Source organism: Candidatus Photobacterium acropomis (assembly GCF_030685555.1).
Lineage (GTDB): Bacteria > Pseudomonadota > Gammaproteobacteria > Enterobacterales > Vibrionaceae > Photobacterium > Photobacterium lucens.
Genome location: NZ_CP131609.1, coordinates 72,754 through 93,074 on the forward strand (window position 1 = coordinate 72,754; position 20,321 = coordinate 93,074).

Annotated in this window: 15 protein-coding genes and 1 riboswitch; of the genes, 13 read left to right on the forward strand and 2 right to left on the reverse strand. The window is 44.2% G+C overall.

Features of this window, described 5'->3' with window-relative positions; genetic code table 11:
- The first annotated feature begins 26 nt into the window (after positions 1–26).
- The 6 genes from leuB to thiQ all read left to right on the forward strand — a co-directional run bounded on the left by leuB (position 27) and on the right by thiQ (position 7,009).
- Positions 27–1,115 carry a 3-isopropylmalate dehydrogenase gene (gene leuB, locus Q7657_RS06865; protein WP_107167049.1) on the forward strand — a complete coding sequence of 363 codons (1,089 nt, stop codon included), beginning with the start codon at positions 27–29 and terminating at the stop codon, positions 1,113–1,115.
- A gap of 13 nt (positions 1,116–1,128) precedes the next feature.
- The gene (gene leuC / locus Q7657_RS06870; protein WP_107167050.1) at positions 1,129–2,562 is read left to right on the forward strand and encodes a 3-isopropylmalate dehydratase large subunit; all 1,434 of its coding nucleotides are present in this window, start codon (positions 1,129–1,131) and stop codon (positions 2,560–2,562) included.
- A gap of 15 nt (positions 2,563–2,577) precedes the next feature.
- Entirely contained in the window at positions 2,578–3,180 is a 603-nt protein-coding gene (gene leuD / locus Q7657_RS06875; protein WP_107167051.1) for a 3-isopropylmalate dehydratase small subunit, read from the forward strand.
- A gap of 263 nt (positions 3,181–3,443) precedes the next feature.
- Positions 3,444–3,556: riboswitch (TPP riboswitch) on the forward strand.
- An 86-nt stretch (positions 3,557–3,642) separates the two neighbouring features.
- On the forward strand, positions 3,643–4,665 hold the full coding sequence (thiB, locus tag Q7657_RS06880) for a thiamine ABC transporter substrate binding subunit (protein ID WP_181319891.1): 1,023 nt from the start codon (positions 3,643–3,645) through the stop codon (positions 4,663–4,665).
- 42 nt (positions 4,666–4,707) lie between these two features.
- On the forward strand, positions 4,708–6,288 hold the full coding sequence (gene thiP / locus Q7657_RS06885; protein ID WP_181319893.1) for a thiamine/thiamine pyrophosphate ABC transporter permease ThiP: 1,581 nt from the start codon (positions 4,708–4,710) through the stop codon (positions 6,286–6,288).
- Positions 6,275–7,009 (forward strand): thiamine ABC transporter ATP-binding protein, encoded by a 735-nt coding sequence (gene thiQ, locus Q7657_RS06890; protein WP_107167054.1) that lies wholly within the window; start codon positions 6,275–6,277, stop codon positions 7,007–7,009. The genes thiP and thiQ overlap by 14 nt, the downstream gene beginning before the upstream one ends.
- Before the next feature lie 83 nt (positions 7,010–7,092).
- Here the strand turns inward: thiQ and Q7657_RS06895 are convergent, their stop codons facing one another.
- Positions 7,093–8,469 (reverse strand): PhoH family protein, encoded by a 1,377-nt coding sequence (locus tag Q7657_RS06895; protein ID WP_053987358.1) that lies wholly within the window; start codon positions 8,467–8,469, stop codon positions 7,093–7,095.
- Positions 8,470–8,792: 323 nt separating this feature from the next.
- Between Q7657_RS06895 and rapA the strand changes: the two genes are divergently transcribed.
- From rapA to Q7657_RS06910, 3 genes are all read left to right on the forward strand, one after another.
- Positions 8,793–11,711: an RNA polymerase-associated protein RapA gene (rapA, locus tag Q7657_RS06900; RefSeq protein ID WP_107167055.1), complete on the forward strand. Its 2,919-nt coding sequence runs from the start codon at positions 8,793–8,795 to the stop codon at positions 11,709–11,711.
- A gap of 151 nt (positions 11,712–11,862) precedes the next feature.
- Entirely contained in the window at positions 11,863–12,570 is a 708-nt protein-coding gene (rluA, locus tag Q7657_RS06905; protein ID WP_107167056.1) for a bifunctional tRNA pseudouridine(32) synthase/23S rRNA pseudouridine(746) synthase RluA, read from the forward strand.
- Between the two features lie 101 nt (positions 12,571–12,671).
- Positions 12,672–13,637, forward strand: coding sequence for a D-2-hydroxyacid dehydrogenase (locus Q7657_RS06910; RefSeq protein WP_219908799.1), 966 nt, complete (start codon positions 12,672–12,674; stop codon positions 13,635–13,637).
- A 67-nt stretch (positions 13,638–13,704) separates the two neighbouring features.
- On the opposite strand, the gene djlA is transcribed toward Q7657_RS06910, so the two are convergent.
- A complete protein-coding gene (gene djlA, locus Q7657_RS06915; protein WP_023932270.1) occupies positions 13,705–14,556 on the reverse strand; it encodes a co-chaperone DjlA in 852 nt (283 codons plus the stop codon).
- Between the two features lie 172 nt (positions 14,557–14,728).
- On the opposite strand from djlA, the gene lptD reads away from it, so the two are divergent.
- The 4 genes from lptD to rsmA are packed head-to-tail and all read left to right on the forward strand — an operon-like array spanning position 14,729 to position 20,308.
- A complete protein-coding gene (gene lptD, locus Q7657_RS06920) occupies positions 14,729–17,137 on the forward strand; it encodes an LPS assembly protein LptD (RefSeq protein ID WP_107167057.1) in 2,409 nt (802 codons plus the stop codon).
- Positions 17,138–17,182: 45 nt separating this feature from the next.
- Positions 17,183–18,484 carry a peptidylprolyl isomerase SurA gene (gene surA / locus Q7657_RS06925; RefSeq protein ID WP_107167058.1) on the forward strand — a complete coding sequence of 434 codons (1,302 nt, stop codon included), beginning with the start codon at positions 17,183–17,185 and terminating at the stop codon, positions 18,482–18,484.
- Positions 18,485–18,494: 10 nt separating this feature from the next.
- Positions 18,495–19,487, forward strand: a complete 993-nt coding sequence (gene pdxA, locus Q7657_RS06930; RefSeq protein ID WP_107167078.1) for a 4-hydroxythreonine-4-phosphate dehydrogenase PdxA — start codon at positions 18,495–18,497, stop codon at positions 19,485–19,487.
- Complete coding sequence (gene rsmA, locus Q7657_RS06935) at positions 19,484–20,308, forward strand: 16S rRNA (adenine(1518)-N(6)/adenine(1519)-N(6))-dimethyltransferase RsmA (protein WP_045063516.1); 825 nt, start codon at positions 19,484–19,486, stop codon at positions 20,306–20,308. The genes pdxA and rsmA overlap by 4 nt, the downstream gene beginning before the upstream one ends.
- Positions 20,309–20,321 lie beyond the last annotated feature (13 nt).

Genomic DNA, 20,321 nt, shown 5'->3' on the forward strand with positions numbered 1-20,321 from the left:
TACATAATTACGGAGAGCAACAAGCCATGGCAGGTTCTTACAAAATTGCAGTTCTACCCGGTGACGGGATTGGCCCTGAAGTGATGCAGCAAGCACATAAAGTGCTAGATGCTGTTGAAGCTAAATTTAATCTTACCTTTGCTCGTACCGAGTATGATGTCGGCGGGATTGCTATCGACAACCACGGTTGCCCACTACCTGATGCAACCCTAAAAGGCTGTGAAGAGGCTGACGCTGTACTATTTGGCTCTGTCGGTGGCCCTAAATGGGAACACCTTGCACCAAATGATCAACCTGAGCGTGGTGCCCTACTGCCACTACGTAAACACTTCCAACTATTTTGTAATCTTCGCCCAGCACAGATCCACCGTGGCCTTGAGAAGTTCTCGCCACTGCGTGCTGATATTTCTGAGCGCGGCTTTGATATTGCGGTAGTCCGTGAACTAACGGGCGGTATCTACTTTGGTCAGCCAAAAGGTCGTGAAGGTGAAGGCGATCAAGAAAAAGCGTTCGATACCGAAGTTTACTATCGTTATGAGATTGAACGTATTGCCAAGATTGCCTTTGAATCAGCACGTCTTCGTAGCAAGAAAGTATGCTCGATTGATAAAGCGAACGTACTACAAAGCTCAATTCTATGGCGTGAAGTGGTCGAAGAAGTGGCAAAAGACTACCCAGATGTCAGCCTTAGCCACATGTACATTGATAATGCGACGATGCAGCTTATTAAAGATCCTTCGCAGTTTGATGTGATGCTATGTTCAAACATCTTCGGCGACATCATTTCAGATGAATGTGCCATGATCACAGGATCTATGGGTATGTTGCCATCAGCCAGTCTTAACCAAGACAAGTTTGGCATGTACGAACCAGCGGGCGGCTCTGCACCTGATATTGCAGGTAAGAATATCGCCAACCCAGTGGCACAGATCCTATCAGCTGCACTGATGCTACGTTACAGCCTTGGCGAAGAAAAAGCTGCACGCACTATTGAGCAAGCTGTATCACAAGCATTGGAAGCTGGTGAACTCACCGCCGATCTTGCCAGTGATAAACCTGCATTAACCACCTCTGAAATGGGCGACAAGATCGCTGCATACATTCAGCAAGCATAAGGGAGCATGAGCAATGTCGAACACTAATAATAGCGCCCCTAAAACGCTTTACGAGAAAGTTTACGATGCCCACGTTGCCGTTGCAGCACAAGGCGAAAACCCGATCCTGTATATCGATCGCCACTTAGTGCATGAAGTGACATCACCACAGGCTTTTGATGGTCTGCGTGAAAAAGGTCGTAAAGTACGCCAAGTATCAAAAACCTTTGCCACCATGGATCACAATGTCTCTACTCAAACTAAAGACATTAATGCCTCGGGTGAAATGGCACGCATTCAAATGGAAACGCTAGCCAAAAACTGTGAAGAATTTGGTGTTACCCTGTACGACCTAAATCATAAATATCAAGGCATTGTGCACGTTATGGGCCCAGAGCTAGGTATTACGCTACCGGGTATGACCATTGTTTGTGGTGACTCACATACCGCCACTCACGGTGCCTTTGGCGCGCTAGCCTTTGGTATTGGTACTTCTGAAGTGGAGCACGTTCTAGCAACTCAGACCCTAAAACAATCTCGTGCCAAAACCATGAAGATTGAAGTAAAAGGTAAAGTTGCTGAAGGCATTACCGCTAAAGATATCGTCCTTGCGATCATCGGTAAAACCACTGCCGCTGGCGGTACGGGTTATGTAGTGGAGTTCTGTGGGGAAGCCATTACCGATCTGACGATGGAAGGTCGTATGACCGTCTGTAACATGGCAATTGAACTGGGCGCAAAAGCCGGTTTGATCGCACCGGATCAAACCACGTTTGATTATATTAAAGATCGTGAATTTGCACCGAAAGGCGCTGACTTTGATGCAGCAGTCGAATACTGGACATCACTGAAATCGGATCCTGATGCTGAGTTTGATGCAGTCGTCACCCTTGATGCGAAAGATATTAAACCACAAGTGACATGGGGAACTAACCCTGGCCAAGTGATTGCCGTTGACGAGCCAATTCCAACACCTGAAAGCTTTAACGATCCAGTAGAAAAAGCATCAGCGGAAAAAGCCCTCGCTTACATGGGGCTAGAAGCAGGTAAAGCACTGTCTGATTTTTCTGTTGATAAGGTATTTATCGGTTCATGTACCAACTCACGTATTGAAGATATGCGTGCAGCAGCAGCGATTGCCAAAGGGCGTAAAGTTGCCCCTAATGTTCAGGCTCTGGTTGTGCCAGGTTCAGAGCAAGTTAAAGCACAAGCGGAAAAAGAAGGGCTAGATAAAATCTTTATTGAAGCCGGCTTTGAATGGCGTCTACCTGGGTGCTCAATGTGCTTGGCAATGAATAACGATCGCTTAGGTCCCGGTGAACGTTGTGCCTCAACCAGTAACCGTAACTTCGAAGGTCGCCAAGGCCGTGATGGACGTACTCACCTAGTAAGTCCTGCGATGGCAGCCGCTGCGGCATGTGCTGGTCACTTTGTCGATATTCGTCAACTAGACGCAGCTTCTGCGTAACAAAAGGATGTGAACATGACTGGTTTTAAACAACACACTGGGCTTGTCGTACCGCTAGATGCTGCCAACGTCGATACCGATGCGATTATTCCAAAACAATTTTTACAGAAAGTCACTCGTACTGGATTTGGTAAACACCTTTTCCATGACTGGCGTTTTCTTGATGATACTGGCGAGCAAGCAAATCCTGATTTTGTAATGAATGCCCCACGTTACCAAGGGGCTAGTATTCTGCTTGCCCGTGAAAACTTTGGCTGTGGTTCATCTCGTGAGCACGCACCATGGGCACTGGCTGATTACGGGATCCAAGTAATGATCGCACCAAGCTTTGCCGACATTTTCTACGGTAACTCGATCAACAACCAAATGGTGCCTGTTCGCCTAACCGAGCAAGAAGTCGATGAGCTGTTCCAATTTGTTGAAGCCAATGAAGGTGCTGAGATCAACGTCGATCTCGAAAAGATGATCGTCACCGCTAACGGTAAAACCTATTCATTCGAAATTGATGAATTCCGTCGCCACTGTTTGCTTAATGGTCTAGACAACATCGGCTTAACGCTACAACACGAAGATAAGATCGCCAGCTTTGAGAGCCAAATCCCTCGCTTCCTTGCTTAATCATTCATCATTTTAAACTTCATAGACGCCCTTTGTGGGCGTTTATTTTTTGTCGCTAATAACAAAATAAACAATAAAAGCAGGTTTTAGTCACCAAATACTCTATAGTCGTTTAGAAAAACGATTGCTTACTATTATCAAGGAATACAACACCTTGATGAGAGAATGTTAATACTGTCATTGCTTTAAATAATATGCGCTTTGTCTACAGCAGGTGGTGTATTCAGACGCTATCACTTATTTACTGTTACAGGTACAATGCATTGTTCTCATTGGGGAGCCTGTTGGCTGAGATTGTTAAGCATAACTGCTTTATACAGAACCCATCGAACCTGAACCAGGTAATGCTGGCGTAGGAATTGAGATACTCGAACATTTAACTAAATGCTCGAGTCTGCTGCACCGCACGATGCGACAGCTCTCAAACCTGTGCCGCTCTCTCTTTCTATTTTTGTCCATAGGATGTCGGACATACCGGAGCGCATAGTGAAAAAAACAACCACTCTTCTACCACTTATCTCATTGTCACTTATCGCAAGCACTGCTTTTGCTGCCGACAATACTCTCAACGTCTACACCTACAGCTCATTTGCATCTGAATGGGGCCCTGGCCCTGTGATCAAGAAAGCATTTGAAGCGCAATGTAATGGCTGCAAGGTAAATTTTGTTTCACTAGAAGATGGCGTCTCTATTTTAAATCGTGTGCGTCTTGAAGGTAAAAACAGCAAAGCCGATATTCTATTAGGGCTTGATAATAACCTGATGACAGAAGCAAAAAACACTGGATTACTAACAACCTCTAACGTTGATACCAGTAAGCTAACACTACCCAAAGGCTGGAATGACGATACATTCGTGCCTTATGACTATGGCTACTTTGCCTTTGTCTACGACAGTTCAAAACTGCCAAATCCACCAGCAAGTCTTGACGCCTTGATCAAAGATCAAAACATTAGTGTGATCTACCAAGATCCTCGCACCTCAACCCCAGGCCAAGGTTTAATGTTGTGGATCAAGTCTGTCTATGGCGATAAAGCACCGGAAATGTGGCAGCAATTGGCAAAACACACCGTCACTGTAACCAAAGGCTGGTCAGAAGCTTATAACATGTTCTTAAAAGGCGAGTCAGATATGGTGCTGTCATACACCACATCACCGGCTTATCACATCATTGCTGAGAACAAGCATCAGTACAAAGCGGCTGATTTTAAAGAAGGCCACTACATGCAAGTGGAAGTCGCAGCGAAGATGAAAAATAGCCCACATCCAAAACTGGCTGATGAGTTCATACAATTTATTGTCAGTGATGCGTTCCAATCACAAATCGCTACCCATAACTGGATGTATCCAGTAACCAAACAAAACTTACCAAAAGGATTTGATGAGCTCACCGTACCAAGCAAAGCCCTTGAGTTTAGTGCCGATGAAGTGGCAACACACCGCAAAGCTTGGATCCGCGAGTGGCAACAAGCATTGACTCAATAATGGTTTAAGACTTTGAACAAACGCATCACCTTATTGCCCGGTATGATCAGTGCCGGGCTGATCATTTTCATTGTCGTTTCTGCGCTATATGCCTTAATCAGTGAAGCTAGCGATTGGCAACTGGCAACCTTATGGCATGATCCCTACCTGCGTCATGTAACGGGGTTTAGCTTCTATCAAGCGATCCTCTCAACGCTACTCAGTATCATTCCTGCGATCCCCATCGCCTATGCCCTTTCTCGTCGTCAATTTATCGGCAAAGCCCTACTCCTTCGCCTCTTTGCGATGACATTGGTTATGCCCGTCTTAGTGGCCGTTTTTGGTTTACTGTCGATTTATGGCAAAAGCGGCATCATCAGCCACGGCTTAGCGGCACTTGGCTTACCACCATTAAATATTTACGGCTTAAGTGGGATCTTACTGGCACATGTGTTTTTAAACCTGCCGCTTACTGTACGCTTTTTACTGCAAAGCCTCGATGGTATTCCTGCTGAGCAACATCAACTTGCTGCTCATTTAGGGATCACAGGATGGAGTAAGTTTCGCTTAATTGCATGGCCTCGACTACGCCAGCAGCTACCGCACATTGCCGGCTTAGTCTTCATGCTGTGCTTTACCAGTTTTGCGGTGATCATGTCATTAGGTGGCGGTCCTAAATCCACCACGATTGAACTCGCGATTTATCAAGCGCTGCGTTATGACTTTGATTTAGCAACCGGTGCTATTTTGGCGCTATGGCAAATGCTGCTGTGTTGTTCGTTAGTATTGATCACTCAACGCTTTGCTAAACCACTATCAACCCTAAATGGCTCGATCAATAAAACGGTAGTGAACTATCACGATCACTGGCGTGCTAAATGTTGGGATGCCTTTTGGATCATCGTAGCATTACTGTTTGTCGTACCACCGATCATCGCTGTGGTCGTTTCGGGTATTAACCGCCAATTGCTCACTATTTTAGAGCAAGAGCAACTCTGGTCCGCTATTTATAACTCGCTGCATATCGCCCTGTTTTCTTGTGTTCTCGCTTTCTGTGCTGGGGTGATGATTTTGATCACCAGTCGCAGTTTACGTATAGCCCGTCGCAAGCTTGCCGCCGATGGTATCGAAATGATAGGTACCGTGATTTTAGTGACGCCGGGGCTGGTACTGAGCACCGGGATCTTCTTATTATTACGCCAATACACCGATGCTTACAGTGCTGCATTTTGGGTCGTCGTCTGTGTTAATGCCCTAATGGCGCTGCCGTATGTGATCAAAACATTAAGCCAGCCAATGCTACATCTAGCGCAACAATATAATCCGTTATGTCGCAGTTTAGGTATGACACATCTATCACGATTACGCTTAGTTGAGTGGCGTGCGTTACGTGCCCCTATTGCCCAAGCTCTCGCTATTAGCTTTGTGTTATCACTGGGGGATTTAGGTGCCATAGCCCTATTTGGCAGCCAAGATTTTCAAACCTTACCATTGTATTTATTTGAATTAATGGGTAGTTACCGAATGGATGCAGCAGCCGTTGCAGCACTCGTTCTACTATTACTCAGCTTAGGTTTATTTAGTGTTGTCGAGTATTTGGTTGTGACTCGTCATCGCCAAGGAGTTCATCATGCTAAACATTAATCAGCTCAACTATACCTATTTACCTCAACATAAAAATGAGGTGTCGATGGCATTGAGCTTTGATGTTCAACTTGAGCAAGGTGATATTGCCGCCCTTATTGGCCCGAGCGGTGCGGGTAAAAGTACTCTATTGGCGCTTATTGCAGGCTTCCTCGTGCCTGATAGCGGTGATATTACGATAAATGGTACATCTATCTGCCAGCTAGAGCCTGCACAGCGTCCGCTGTCTATGCTATTTCAAGAGCACAATTTATTTCCCCACCTCAGTGTGTTTGAAAATATTGCATTGGGAATAAACCCTAAGCTTAAACTCACAACAGAGCAAAAACAGCGGGTGATTGATAGTGCCAAACAGGTAGGAATTGAGAGTTATCTTGAGCGTTTACCTGAGCAGCTTTCTGGAGGTCAACGTCAACGGGTTGCGCTCGCACGTTGTTTACTCCGTGATCGTCCATTGCTGCTACTTGATGAACCATTCTCTGCGTTAGATCCTGCGCTTCGCGCTGAAATGCTGACGTTAGTGCAACAACTGGCGAAAGAGAAAAACATCACGGTATTAATGATCACCCACAGCCCTGATGACGCCAGAAAAATCGCCGATAAATGTATTTTTATTGATGATGGCAAAATTAAAGCAGAAGGTGTAACGCAAGCAATCCTTGATAATCCAAGCTTACCTGAGCTGAAAAAATACCTCGGATTAACGCCCACTGTGATTTGATTTATCGCTATCTACAATCAATTCACGGCAAAAAAAGCGAGCACCTAATGTGCTCGCTTTTCATATCTATTAAGTAATGTGAATTAGAGATTTTCTTCAGCAAATTCTGCAAGGCGACTTCGCACCACACCATTGAGGTAAATGTTGGCGCTCCCTTCGAAGTTTTTAAAGCGCTCAACAATGTAAGTGAGTCCTGATGTCACAGGGGATAAGTAATTCGAGTCAATCTGGGCTAAGTTACCCGAACACACAATTTTAGTGCCTTCACCACAACGGGTGATGATGGTTTTGATTTGAGAAGCGGTTAAGTTTTGGCACTCATCCAGTAATACAAACGCATTTTGGATCGAGCGTCCACGCATAAAGTTAATCGATTTAAATTGAATATTCGCTTTATCAAAAATGTACTTCATTGAGCCGTCAGTACACACATCATGCTTATGAAGAGCTTCCATAGTATCGGTAACGGCAGCAAGCCAAGGCATCATTTTCTCTTCTTCTGTGCCCGGTAAGAAACCGATAGATTCTGCAATTTCAGGCGTATTTCTCGTCACTATGATCTTGTCATACATCCCTTTTTCAATCACCTGCTCAAGTGCTGCCGCCATCGCTAAAATGGTTTTACCACAGCCCGCTGGGCCCGTTAAGATCACCAGATCGATGTTTGGATCGAGCATGGCATCGAGTGCCATTCCTTGATAAATGTTTTTCGGGGTAACACCCCACGCTTGTCGATGCATTAACCGCTCTTGGCTAATGTCTTTTATGGTTACTGTTTCGTCATCAATACGTTGAATTCGCGCAGCAAAATCACTGCCTTCATCAACAAGGTATTGGTTTATATAAGGAGTCTCAAAAAGTGATTTAGGAAGTGTGTGCAGTGTCGCTCGGCCTTTATTTTCAGATTGGCACTCAGCAACGTTATCCCAAAAATCACCATTGTAACGATGGAAACCTTTACTTAATAAGGCAACATCATCGATAAGTTGGTCGGTACGATAATCGTCAACATGTAATACACCTGCACCCTTAGCGCGCAATCGCATATTAATGTCTTTAGTTACTAATACCACAGGTCGTGGCGCATGTTTTTGTTGCAGAAATAGAACACTATTAAGGATCCGGTTATCACCTGCTTTATCACTAAAAGCATGAACCGTTTCTTTTACTTCATAATCGGCAAAAATAGAAATTGTGCCGCTATGTGCGACTGTGTCATTGAAAGGAATACCTGCTGAAATTTGCTCAGGTGGCGCATCGTGAAAAATATCTTCTAACGCACGTATGGCGACTCGTGCATCACGAGAAACATCACGTTTACTGTCTTTAATTCTGTCCAATTCTTCCAGTACCGTCATGGGAATAACCACGTCGTGTTCCTGAAATGAAAAGAACGCCAGAGGCTCGTGGAGAAGAATATTTGTATCTAGTACAAACAGTTTCCGTGCGGCGTCGTCCATAGGCACCTCCTTGGTTGTCTGGACAGCGATAATTTAGCTATCACTCTTTTAGCTTACGTCATAATTTACAATCCGGTTTAATTCTGACGTATTTCTTATTAAGCCCTCTCTAAATGAAAGTTTTATGATGATTTTACTGTGACGTATTTTCATCACTTTCACCGTGACCTTAATCACATCATGCAGTAACATTACTCCCCTTTTTTGAGCTATGCACAAATTTCAAATTCTAGCGTACACTTATCTTCAGTGTCGCTTATTAATAAACTGCATAGCTTAATGCACTCTCTTTGATATCAAATAATTAGAAGGTTTCTACCACTATGCCATTTGCTTTGGGTCAACGTTGGATCAGTGATACAGAAAGTGATTTAGGTCTAGGTACCGTTGTCGCTCTTGAACCAAGAACGGTTACCTTGATGTTCCCCGCATCAGATGAAAACCGCCTATATGCACGTAATGATGCCCCTGTTACCCGTGTCATGTTTAATATTGGTGATGTGATTGAAAGCCATGAAGGTTGGTCACTAAAGGTAGAAGCGATCAACGAAGACAATGGTGTGATCACCTACATCGGTACTCGCACTGATACCGAAGAAGAAAATGTCGCGCTACGCGAAGTTTTCTTAAGCCACCAAATCCGTTTCAACAAGCCACAAGATAAGCTATTTGCAGGTCAAATCGATCGCATGGATCGCTTTGCATTGCGTTACCGTGCGCTAAAAAACCAGTACGAGCAGCTTAAGAGTCCATTACGTGGTTTATGTGGTATGCGCGCAGGCTTGATCCCCCATCAGCTATATATTGCCCATGAAGTAGGTCGTCGTTACGCACCACGTGTTTTACTTGCCGATGAAGTTGGTTTAGGTAAAACCATTGAAGCAGGCATGATCATCCACCAGCAAGTACTATCAGGCCGTGCTGAACGTATTCTGATCGTAGTTCCTGAAACCCTACAACACCAATGGCTAGTTGAAATGATGCGTCGTTTCAATCTGCACTTCTCTATCTTTGATGAAGAGCGTTGTGTTGAAGCCTTTGCTGATGCGGCCAACCCTTTTGATACCGCGCAATATGTACTGTGTTCTTTAGACTTTTTACGTAAAAGCCGTCGTCGCTTTGAACAAGCGCTGGATGCTGATTGGGATCTACTGGTTGTCGATGAAGCGCACCACCTTGAGTGGAGTGAAGATAAGCCAAGTCGCCAATACCAAGTAATTGAAGCACTTGCTGAAAAAACACCGAGCGTACTGCTACTAACCGCGACACCTGAGCAATTAGGCCGTGAAAGTCACTTCGCACGTCTACGTATTCTTGATCCTGATCGTTTCTATGATTACGAAGCGTTTGTTGAAGAAGAACGTCAATACGAGCCAGTAGCTGATGCAGTCACTCAACTGCTTTCTGGTGAAAAACTCAATAACGATGCAAAAAACACCTTAACTGAGCTGTTATCTGAGCAAGATATTGAGCCAATGCTGCGTGTTATCGAAGATTCAACGCAAGACGATCCTGAAGCGTTAACTGCACGTCATGAGTTGATCAACAACCTAATGGATCGTCATGGCACTGGCCGTGTATTATTCCGTAATACTCGCTCAGCGATCACAGGCTTCCCTCAGCGCCACCTAAACATGTATCCGCTAGCCATGCCGAACCAATACACCACAGCGATGCGTGTTGCCTCAATGATGGGCGGAAAAATGGGTGTCAACGAGAAAGCAATCAAGCTGCTGTACCCTGAAGATATCTACCAAGAATTTGAAGGTGAATCTGCCACTTGGTGGAACTTCGATCCTCGCGTGAACTGGCTACTAGATATGCTAAAAGCCAACCGTAACGAGAAGGTATTGGTGATCTGCTCTCGTGCACAAACAGCACTTACGCTTGAACAAGCACTACGTGAACGTGAAGGTATTCGTGCCACTGTGTTCCACGAAGGCATGTCGATCATCGAGCGCGATAAAGCCGCCGCTTACTTTGCGCAAGAAGAAGATGGCGCACAAGTGTTGCTATGTTCGGAAATTGGCTCAGAAGGTCGTAACTTCCAGTTTGCTAACCAATTAGTAATGTTTGATCTACCAAGCAACCCAGATCTGCTAGAGCAGCGTATTGGTCGTTTGGATCGTATCGGTCAAAAACGTGAAATCGAAATTCATGTTCCTTACCTCGAAGGTACTTCCCAAGCCCTATTGGCGCGTTGGTTCAACGAAGGTTTAAATGCCTTTGAAGAAACGTGTCCAACAGGTCGTGCGGTTTATGAAGAAGTCTGTGAAGATCTGATCACCTTACTTGCTAGCGATAAGCACGATGTTGAAACACTAGAATCTGTGATTCAACGCAGTGCTGAAATGCACAGTGAGCTAAAAGCAAAGCTTGAACAAGGTCGTGATCGCCTATTAGAAATTCACTCTAACGGTGGCGAAGAAGCACAAAAACTGGTTGAAGAAATTGGCGCAAAAGATGGCGATACTAACCTGGTGACTTTCGCACTTGGCTTATTCGATACCATTGGTTTGAACCAAGATGACAAAGGCGAAAATGCGATTGTTGTAACACCTTCTGAGCACATGATGGTGGCAAGCTACCCTGGCTTACCTTACGACGGTTGTACCATCACATTTGATCGTGATACGGCACTATCTCGTGAAGATATGCACTTTATCAGTTGGGAGCATCCAATGATCCAAGGTGGTATCGAGTTACTACTCAGCGAAGGTGTCGGTACAACAGCGGTTTCTCTGCTTAAGAACAAAGCACTACCTGTAGGTACCCTGCTACTTGAGCTGATCTACGTGGTAGACGCACAAGCACCAAAACAATCAGGTATTGGTCGTTTCTTACCAAAAACACCGATCCGCATTCTGCTTGATGGTAAAGGCAATAACCTATCGGCTAACGTTGAGTTTGAAGGCTTTAACCGCCAGCTAAGCCCTGTTAATCGCCACTTAGGCAGCAAACTGGTTAACTCAGTACAAAAAGACATTCATACCTTAATTGAGTTTGCTGAACGTGAGATCAGCAAAGAGTTAGATGTTGTTCGCAGCCAAGCACAAGCGGAAATGGAAGCGACGCTACGCGCTGAGTTTGATCGTCTACAAGCGTTAAAAGCGGTGAACCCGAATATTCGTGATGACGAATTGGAGTTAATCGAAAGCCAAATCAATGAGCTAACCGGCTACATTGAGAAAGCTCAGATCCAATTAGATTCACTACGATTAATTGTTGTGAGCCATAACTAAGCCACAATAGATTGATGACAATGAAAAGCCGTGAGTATTTAAACCAATACTCGCGGCTTTTTTCTTAAATCCCTTCGCCAAACATACCAATTTGCTACTATTCATATTAGTATTCAGCCCGTTTTTTTCACCTTAATCCTGCGAGCGCATCATGAAACCATTGCCAGTGCTGAACTACAATCCACCGACAGATCCATGGTTGGATACCCTTTTTCTTGATAGCGACATTATTGCGGTTAATAAGCCTTCCGGCATACTGTCAAATCCAGGGCGTGCGCCTGAGCATCATGACAGTATCTTTGCTCGAGTGCTAGCAGAGCATCCAGAATCTCAAATCGTCCATCGTTTAGACATGGGCACTTCAGGTCTCATTGTGCTGGCACTTAATAAAAACTCTGAGCGTCATTTAAAAGCACAATTTCGTGAACGAGACACACAAAAAGTCTACTACGCCCGCGTATGGGGACATATCGCGCAAGATACGGGCACCGTTGATCTACCACTGATCTGCGATTGGCCAAATCGTCCTCGCCAGAAAGTGTGCTTTGATGATGGTAAACCGTCTGTGACCCATTACGAAGTGGTTAGTCGAGATGAGAAAACAACCTTAGTTCGCCTGCTTCCAGTAACGGGTCGATCTCACCAACTTCGCGTACACATGCAAGCATTAGGTCATCCGATTTTAGGCGACCAATTCTATGCAACTGATGAAGCGCTTGCGGCTTCTCCTCGTCTATTACTCCATGCTGCAGAGCTAACATTTACTCACCCAGGTACAGATGAGCCAATGCATTTATTCGCACCTTGTGAGTTCTACCCTGATGCGCCTACACAAACGATTTTTAATAAAAAGTCGTAACGGCAATCACGCAATAGTAATCAAAGAGATAATTAGATTGTAAGTACAAACAATGCTAGCTTAGTTGCTAGCATTTTTATTTCAGCGGAACGTGACGTTCCATGGAGCTTACAGTGGAACATATCGTCTTTTTAGATCGCGCAACCATTCCAAGCCATATCACTATCCCTCGTCCACGCATTCCTCATCAGTGGACGCAATACCAGCGCACCAAGCCCGAACAAGTGATTGAACGCTTGCAAGATGCCACCATCGTTATTAGCAATAAAGTCTTACTCACTGCCGATATTTTATCTCAGTTACCAAAGCTAAAATTTATCGCTATTGGCGCAACTGGCACCAATAACGTCGATATTGATTATTGTCACCAACATCATCTTCCTGTGGCGAATATTCGTGGTTATGCGACACGCTCAGTCCCTGAACATGTGATTGCGATGATATTTGCTTTAAAACGTAACATTGTTGGCTATCAACAAGATATCATCGCTGGCGAGTGGCAAAAGCAGCAACAATTTTGTTTTTTCACTCACCCCATTAGTGATATTGCAGGCTCAACCTTAGGAATTGTAGGTAACGGGAGTTTAGGGCAAGCGACAGCAAACTTAGCTAGAGCACTGGGGATGAAGGTGTTATTTGCTGAGCATAAAGGGGCAAGTGTATGTCGTGATGGCTACAGACCTTTTAATGACGTATTACAGCAAGCCGATGTACTGAGTTTGCATTGCCCACTGACACCAGATACCCAAAACTTAATCGCTAAAACCGAGCTTTTGCAAATGAAGCCGAATGCGATTTTAATTAACACAGGGCGTGGCGGCTTAGTCAATGAACAAGACTTAGTCGATGCATTGTTACATCAAGATATTGCAGGCGCTGGTTGTGACGTGTTTACTACAGAGCCACCTACTAATGATAATCCCTTATTACAGCATGCCCATTTACCGAACTTATTACTCACTCCACATGTCGCTTGGGGCTCAGATTCAGCCATAACAACCTTAGTTGAACAGCTGATTGAAAATATTGAATGTTTTTATAATGGCAAACCGCAGAATCTCGTTTAAATATCAGCCCAATAAAAAAAGCGAGCTCAAGGCTCGCTTCTATTATTTATTCCATGCAGGCTGTTGATTACTTAAATCCTTTCTCTTTTCGGATCAAATCATAAGCCGCTTGTAACTCTTGGGTTTTCTGCTTGGCAATTTCCATCATCTCTGGTGGTAAGCCTTTCGCAGCCAGTTTATCTGGGTGATGTTCATTCATTTGCTTACGATAAGCACGCTTTACATCTTGTGCTGAAGCATTTTCATCAACGCCTAATAGATTAAATGCATCTGCTAATTGATCACGACTTGGTGGCGCTTGGTAACTACCGCCTTGCTGTTGATACTGCTGATGGAAGCCACCTTGTTGGAAACGAAACGCCGCTTCTTGCATACGTAAACGTTGCTCAAGTTGTGCTTCTGAGAAACCAAGGTAACGCGCAATGATGTGCAGTAACTGACGCTCTTTCGGGTGAATCGAGCCATCAGCAAATGCAGCTTGAATTTGTAACTCTAAAAAGAACTGTAATAGATCTGCACGACCTGCACGGCTACGCACTCGATTTAGTGTCTCTTCTAACGGAAAGTTATCTTCTTTGCCTTCACGAAATGCATTTTGTGCTTGAAGGCGAGACTCTCCTTGTAAGCCCATACGATCCATGATCGCACTTGCAACACGGATTTCTTCTTTTGTTACACGCCCTTTAGCTTTTGCGACATGTCCCATAACTGCGAAGCAAGCATGAAAAAAGGCAGCTTGCTGCTCTGCACTGCTAGCTCGGTTTTGTCCAAATCCAGCAAAACCGCCATTCATCTGACGGGCGTACGCCTTATCAAACTGATGACCAATAAATAAGCCAATCAACAATCCAGGCAATTTACCAATGGAGAGGCCAAGTAACGCACCAATAATTTTTCCCCATATACCTGTCTTCTGCATTCTATACTCTCTGGTAATTTGTTAAATTTTTTCAAGGTTTACCCAACAGCATGCGCTGAAAAGATGCTGTCTGGTCGAATTTGCATTATGATAGCTGTCATTTATCGGGAATGCTTGTAAAAAGCGCAATTATTCGCCTTGCTCTCAAACTGATACAGGAATGTTGAATCTGATGTCACTTACCTCTCACAGCTTACTTGCCACCATGATTGGCCTTGCCATATATGGTCCGGCGATGGCAGAAGATGCCACTTCTTTACATAAAGATATCAACAATAAACATGCTGTAGCAGAAGATCAAAGCACAAATGAAGCAATCGCTAATGATCCTTTAGCTATGGTACGTGGTGTTTGTATCGCGCCAAAAGATCGCAAAGAAGATACCAATAACTTACCAATACACATTGAAGCAGACAGTGCAAAAGCTCAGAACGAGCATCAAGCTGTTTACACTGGTGATGTAATTGTTCAGCAAGGTACCCGTACTATTGCAGCAGATAAGGTAACACTAAAACAACCAGAAAATATTGTTACCGCCAAGGGCAACGTTTTCTACCACGATGGTGGTATTGAAATGGAAGCCAAACAGTTACAAAGTGATCTTGATACCAAAGATTCACAAATGGATGATGCCGTCTACCGTATGACCTGTCAGGCAGGTCGTGGTGAAGCAGAGCAAATCGACAAGCGTAATGTTGATGGTACCCAATTCTACAAAATGAAAGACGGTACCTACACTACTTGTCCTGAAGGCGATAAAAGCTGGCGCTTTGCGGCAGGATCGCTAGAGCGCGATGGTGAATCGCCTTTTGCCGATCTCTACAACGCGCGCTTTGAAGTACTTGATGTGCCCGTTTTCTATTTACCTTGGTTACGAGTACCCGTCACAGATGAGCGTATGACAGGTTTCCTATACCCGACGTTAACCTATGGTTCACGTAACGGTATGGAGTATGAAGCGCCATTCTACTGGAATATCGCACCGAACTACGATTTAACGCTAACGCCTAAATACATGAACCACCGTGGTCTACAAACGACCGCGAAGTTCCGCTACCTAACTGATTTCGGTGAAGGTGATTTAATTGGCGAATACATGGGGCGAGATAAGAAGACTGATTACGATAAACGCTGGGGTTTCCAATGGAAGCATAACGGGATCATTGATCAAAACTGGTTAGTTAATATCGACTACAGCAAGGTCAGTGATTATGAATACTTTGACAGCGGCTTAGATTCCAGCATTGGTGAGCGTGAAGATAACAACCTGCTACAGACAGCAGAGGTGTCTTACCGTAATGCCAACTGGGATACCATGCTAATGGTGCGTGACTTCCAGCCACTAACAATGGATGGACAAGGTACTCAATACCGCTTAATGCCTCAGCTATCATCCACTTACTATCGTAATAATTTAGGCTACGGACTCGATTTCAAAATGCCTATGAGCATCAGTAAATTCGATAACGATGCTAAAAATAAACCAACAGCGGATCGTATTGTATTAGAGCCAACGTTAACCCTGCCTTATGCAACACCTTGGTGGTCTGTAACCACACAAGCAAAAGTTAACTACGCCCATTACAACCAAGACAAGAAAGAATCAGGGTTAACCACTCTGAAAGATAATGTTGATCGTGTTGTTCCTGAGTTTCGAGTTAACAGCAGCCTCTACTTTGAACGCGATACCTCTATTTTAGGTAGTCATTATACCCAAAGTTTAGAACCGCAGATTCAGTACCTATACATTAAAGATGTCGATCAAAAAGGGATTTATAACCCATTTGATTACGTTGGTGGTGGTTATGATTCAACTCGCTTACAACAAGACTACTATGGCTTATTTAGCGATCGTACCTATAGCGGTAGTGACTACATCGCCCCTGCGAACCAATTCACAATTGGTGCATCAACCCGTTACTTTGACGAAGATTTTAAGGAACGATTTAGCTTATCTGTAGGTCAAATCTTCTATATTGATAAACCAGTAAACCAAGGTACGGATAACAAAGAAGCAAAAAGTTATTCGGCAACCGCGCTTGAAACTGAATTTAACCTTGATGATAACTTATTCCTAAAGAGCTCAATGCAATATGACTCAAGTGAGAATGAAATTCAGCAAGGTAGTACCACCGTTGAATACCGTGATGGTGGTGTCTTTGTTCAACCAAGCTACCGTTACGTATCTAGTGATTACTTAACCAAATACGTAAATAACCCGAACCCAATTATTCCAGGAACCAAAGATAAGCGTGATGGTATTTCACAATTAGGTTTATCCATCGGCTTCCCTGTGAGTGATAACATTGATGTCAAAGCGGACTATTTCCAAGACATGAATGTAAATAAAATGCTGGAAAGTAAAGTTGGCTTCACTTACCGCTCTGCGTGTTGGATGATTGGTCTTAGCTACAATCGATATGCAAAAGATCCACTGTCACAAGACTTTACTGAATACGATAGCAACGTAAGCTTCTCGTTCAGCTTATTAGGGTTACAAGGTGCACGACCTTTTGGTCAATCATCGGATGATGGCGGTAATATTTTGTCTTACGGCGATCCGTTCACTCTTAACAATTAATGTTTTGGCGGTACTTGTACCGCCTCATAACCTGATGGAATATAAATGAAAAAGTGGAAGTATTCTGTACTTAGTCTAATGATGATGGGCATGTCAGCAACCAGCATGGCGGCACCTCAAGAGCTAGATCAAGTTGTCATGACTGTTAACGATGGAGTGATCCTACAAAGCGACGTTAACGCAATGCTTAAAACCGTTCATCTAAACGCTGCTGAAGAACACCAACAGTTGCCACCTAATGACATTTTGCGTCAGCAAGTGATGGATAAACTGATCATGGAAAACTTGCAGATCCAGCAAGCGAAACAGCTTGGGATCCGTATTGATGATAGCCAATTAGATCAAGCGATTACCGATGTTGCTAAACAACGTGGTATGACAGTCGATCAACTTCGCCAAACATTAGCAAAGGCTGGTATCTCTTACCCAATGTTCCGTGAGCAAATGCGTAACGATATGCTTGCATCAGAAGCGCGCACCATCATTGTGCGTAAGCGTGTAAATATTCTGCCGCAAGAAGTGGATGCACTAGCGAAACAAATGGCTAAGCAAACACAGCAAAACGTGCAATACAACATCAGCCAAATCCAAATTCGTGTTGATGAAGATGCCGACAAAGCAGCGCGTGATAAAGCGAAACAAGAAGCAGAAGACATTGTTGCTCAGCTTAAAAAAGGGGCTGATTTCTCGCAACTGGCTTACCGCTACTCAAAAGGTCCTAAAGCCTTAAAAGGTGGAGAATGGGGGTGGATGAGCAAAGAAGAAATGCCAACCATTTTTGCCGATCAAATCCAAAATAATGGAAAAAATGCGATCATTGGTCCATTTCGCAGTGGTGTGGGTTACCACATCCTAAAGATCAACGATGTGAAAGGTATGCCTAGTGTCTCTGTGGTTGAAGTCAAAGCTCGTCATATTTTGATCAAACCATCAGTGATCCTAAGCGATGCAGCAGCTAAGAAAGAGCTTGAGCAAATTCGCCAGCGTATCATTAGTGGTAAACAAAGCTTTGCTGCAGCAGCGAAAGCTTACAGCCAAGATCCAGGTTCAGCAGCTAATGGTGGTGAACTAGGTTGGCAAGTGCCAGATATGTATGCACCAGCATTTAAAGACAAAGTAGAAACACTACCAGTTGATAAAATCAGCGAACCGTTTAAATCAGCGTTTGGTTGGCACATTGTAGAAGTAGAAGGTCGTCGTAAAGTCGATCGTACTGATGCTGCAATGAAAAACCGCGCAGCCCAAATTCTCTTTAACCGTAAGTTCAATGAAGAAGCGCAAACCTGGCTGCAAGATCTGCGTGCAGGTGCTTACATTGAACAAATGAATAAGGTAAATAATGACTAACACAAGTACAGTGACTAACACGCAACGGATTGCAATTACCCCTGGTGAGCCTGCAGGAATAGGCCCTGATTTAGTCATTGCCTTGTGTCAGCAAGATTGGCCGCATCAACTTGTTATTTGTGCTGACGCACAGGTTATGGTAGAACGTGCGGCTAAATTAGGTTTACCACTAACCGTTTTACCCTATCAGCCAGAACTTGCAGCAAAACCGCATCAAGCTGGAACTATCACCGTGGCGCAAATTGATCGTGCCGTTGATGTTATTCCAGGCTTGTTGGACGAACGAAACGGCATGTATGTGCTATCGACGCTACAACGCGCAGCTGAAGGATGTATAAATGGCGAGTTCGCTGCGCTCGTAACAGGCCCTGTACATAAAGGGGTTATTAACCGAGCGGGCGTCTCATTTAGTGGTCATACCGAGTTTTTTGCACAACAATCAGAAACCGCACAGGTTGTGATGATGCTTGCTACCGAGGGATTACGAGTTGCACTAGTGACTACTCACATTCCTCTTGGCTGTGTATCTAAAGCCATTACTGAAGCAAGATTAAAGCAAGTAATTCGAATCTTACATGCTGATCTGGTGAGTAAATTCGGTATTCCATCGCCGAAAATTTACGTGTGCGGTTTAAATCCTCATGCTGGTGAGGACGGGTGTTTAGGACGCGAAGAAATTGAAGTAATTTCTCCAACTCTTGAACAACTGCGCCAGCAAGAGAATATGGATCTTATCGGCCCATTACCGGCTGATACTATTTTCCAACAAAAATATTTAACTGATGCCGATACGGTATTAGCAATGTATCACGATCAAGGGCTACCGGTGCTGAAATACAAAGGCTTCGGTAAATCCGTTAACATTACGTTAGGACTGCCCTTTATCCGAACTTCAGTAGATCATGGTACCGCACTGGAACTCGCAGGTACCGGACAGGCAGATACAGGTAGCCTTTGGACAGCGCTATCTCACGCCCTCGAATTGGTAGATAAACAAGCATGAGCAGCGATCAAGTCCATCTAGGTCACCGCGCCCGTAAGCGCTTTGGCCAGAACTTTTTGAACGATCCGTACATCATTGATGGCATTGTGTCAGCAATTAACCCGAAACCAGGTCAGAACTTAGTTGAGATCGGCCCTGGTCTAGGTGCAATCACAGAGCAAGTCGGTAAACTAGTTGATAAATTTACTGTTATCGAACTTGACCGTGATCTTGCAGAGCGCCTTGAGAATCACCCAGATCTAGCTTCAAAGCTAACGATCCACCAAGGTGATGCGATGCGCTTTGACTTTACGCAACTTATTAAAGAAAACAATAAGCTACGTATTTTTGGTAACTTGCCATACAACATCTCAACCCCTTTAATGTTCCACATTTTTGAATTCCACAAAGATGTGCAAGACATGCACTTCATGCTACAGAAAGAAGTGGTTAATCGTCTTGCGGCAGGCCCAGGTAGCAAAGCATATGGTCGTCTAACGGTCATGGCACAATACTACTGTCGTGTAATGCCAGTACTGGAAGTACCGCCTGAGTCTTTCGTACCAGCACCAAAAGTAGATTCAGCAGTGGTACGTTTAACTCCTTACGAAACACTGCCATACCCATGTACTAACCTAAAATGGTTAGATCGCGTATGTCGTGAAGGCTTTAACCAGCGCCGTAAAACTATCCGTAACTGTTACAAAGCACTATTTACTGCTGAACAGTTAGAAGCGCTAGGTATTAACCCATCTCACCGCCCTGAAAACATCACTGTTGAACAGTTTGTTGCGATGGCTAACTGGTTAGATGCAAATTACCAAAAAGATGAGAACGCCTAAATTTATTTGAAGT

What these genes read in the sequence shown, in the direction of transcription:
- leuC (WP_107167050.1), top strand. Translation starts at nt 1,129, where the DNA reads ATGTCGAACACTAATAATAGCGCCCCTAAAACGCTTTACGAGAAAGTT.
- Q7657_RS06895 (WP_053987358.1), bottom strand. Translation starts at nt 8,469, where the DNA reads ATGGACGACGCCGCACGGAAACTGTTTGTACTAGATACAAATATTCTT.
- thiB (WP_181319891.1), top strand. Translation starts at nt 3,643, where the DNA reads ATGTCGGACATACCGGAGCGCATAGTGAAAAAAACAACCACTCTTCTA.
- thiP (WP_181319893.1), top strand. Translation starts at nt 4,708, where the DNA reads ATGATCAGTGCCGGGCTGATCATTTTCATTGTCGTTTCTGCGCTATAT.
- leuD (WP_107167051.1), top strand. Translation starts at nt 2,578, where the DNA reads ATGACTGGTTTTAAACAACACACTGGGCTTGTCGTACCGCTAGATGCT.
- lptD (WP_107167057.1), top strand. Translation starts at nt 14,729, where the DNA reads ATGTCACTTACCTCTCACAGCTTACTTGCCACCATGATTGGCCTTGCC.
- djlA (WP_023932270.1), bottom strand. Translation starts at nt 14,556, where the DNA reads ATGCAGAAGACAGGTATATGGGGAAAAATTATTGGTGCGTTACTTGGC.
- Q7657_RS06910 (WP_219908799.1), top strand. Translation starts at nt 12,672, where the DNA reads ATGGAGCTTACAGTGGAACATATCGTCTTTTTAGATCGCGCAACCATT.
- surA (WP_107167058.1), top strand. Translation starts at nt 17,183, where the DNA reads ATGAAAAAGTGGAAGTATTCTGTACTTAGTCTAATGATGATGGGCATG.
- rapA (WP_107167055.1), top strand. Translation starts at nt 8,793, where the DNA reads ATGCCATTTGCTTTGGGTCAACGTTGGATCAGTGATACAGAAAGTGAT.
- rluA (WP_107167056.1), top strand. Translation starts at nt 11,863, where the DNA reads ATGAAACCATTGCCAGTGCTGAACTACAATCCACCGACAGATCCATGG.
- leuB (WP_107167049.1), top strand. Translation starts at nt 27, where the DNA reads ATGGCAGGTTCTTACAAAATTGCAGTTCTACCCGGTGACGGGATTGGC.
- thiQ (WP_107167054.1), top strand. Translation starts at nt 6,275, where the DNA reads ATGCTAAACATTAATCAGCTCAACTATACCTATTTACCTCAACATAAA.
- rsmA (WP_045063516.1), top strand. Translation starts at nt 19,484, where the DNA reads ATGAGCAGCGATCAAGTCCATCTAGGTCACCGCGCCCGTAAGCGCTTT.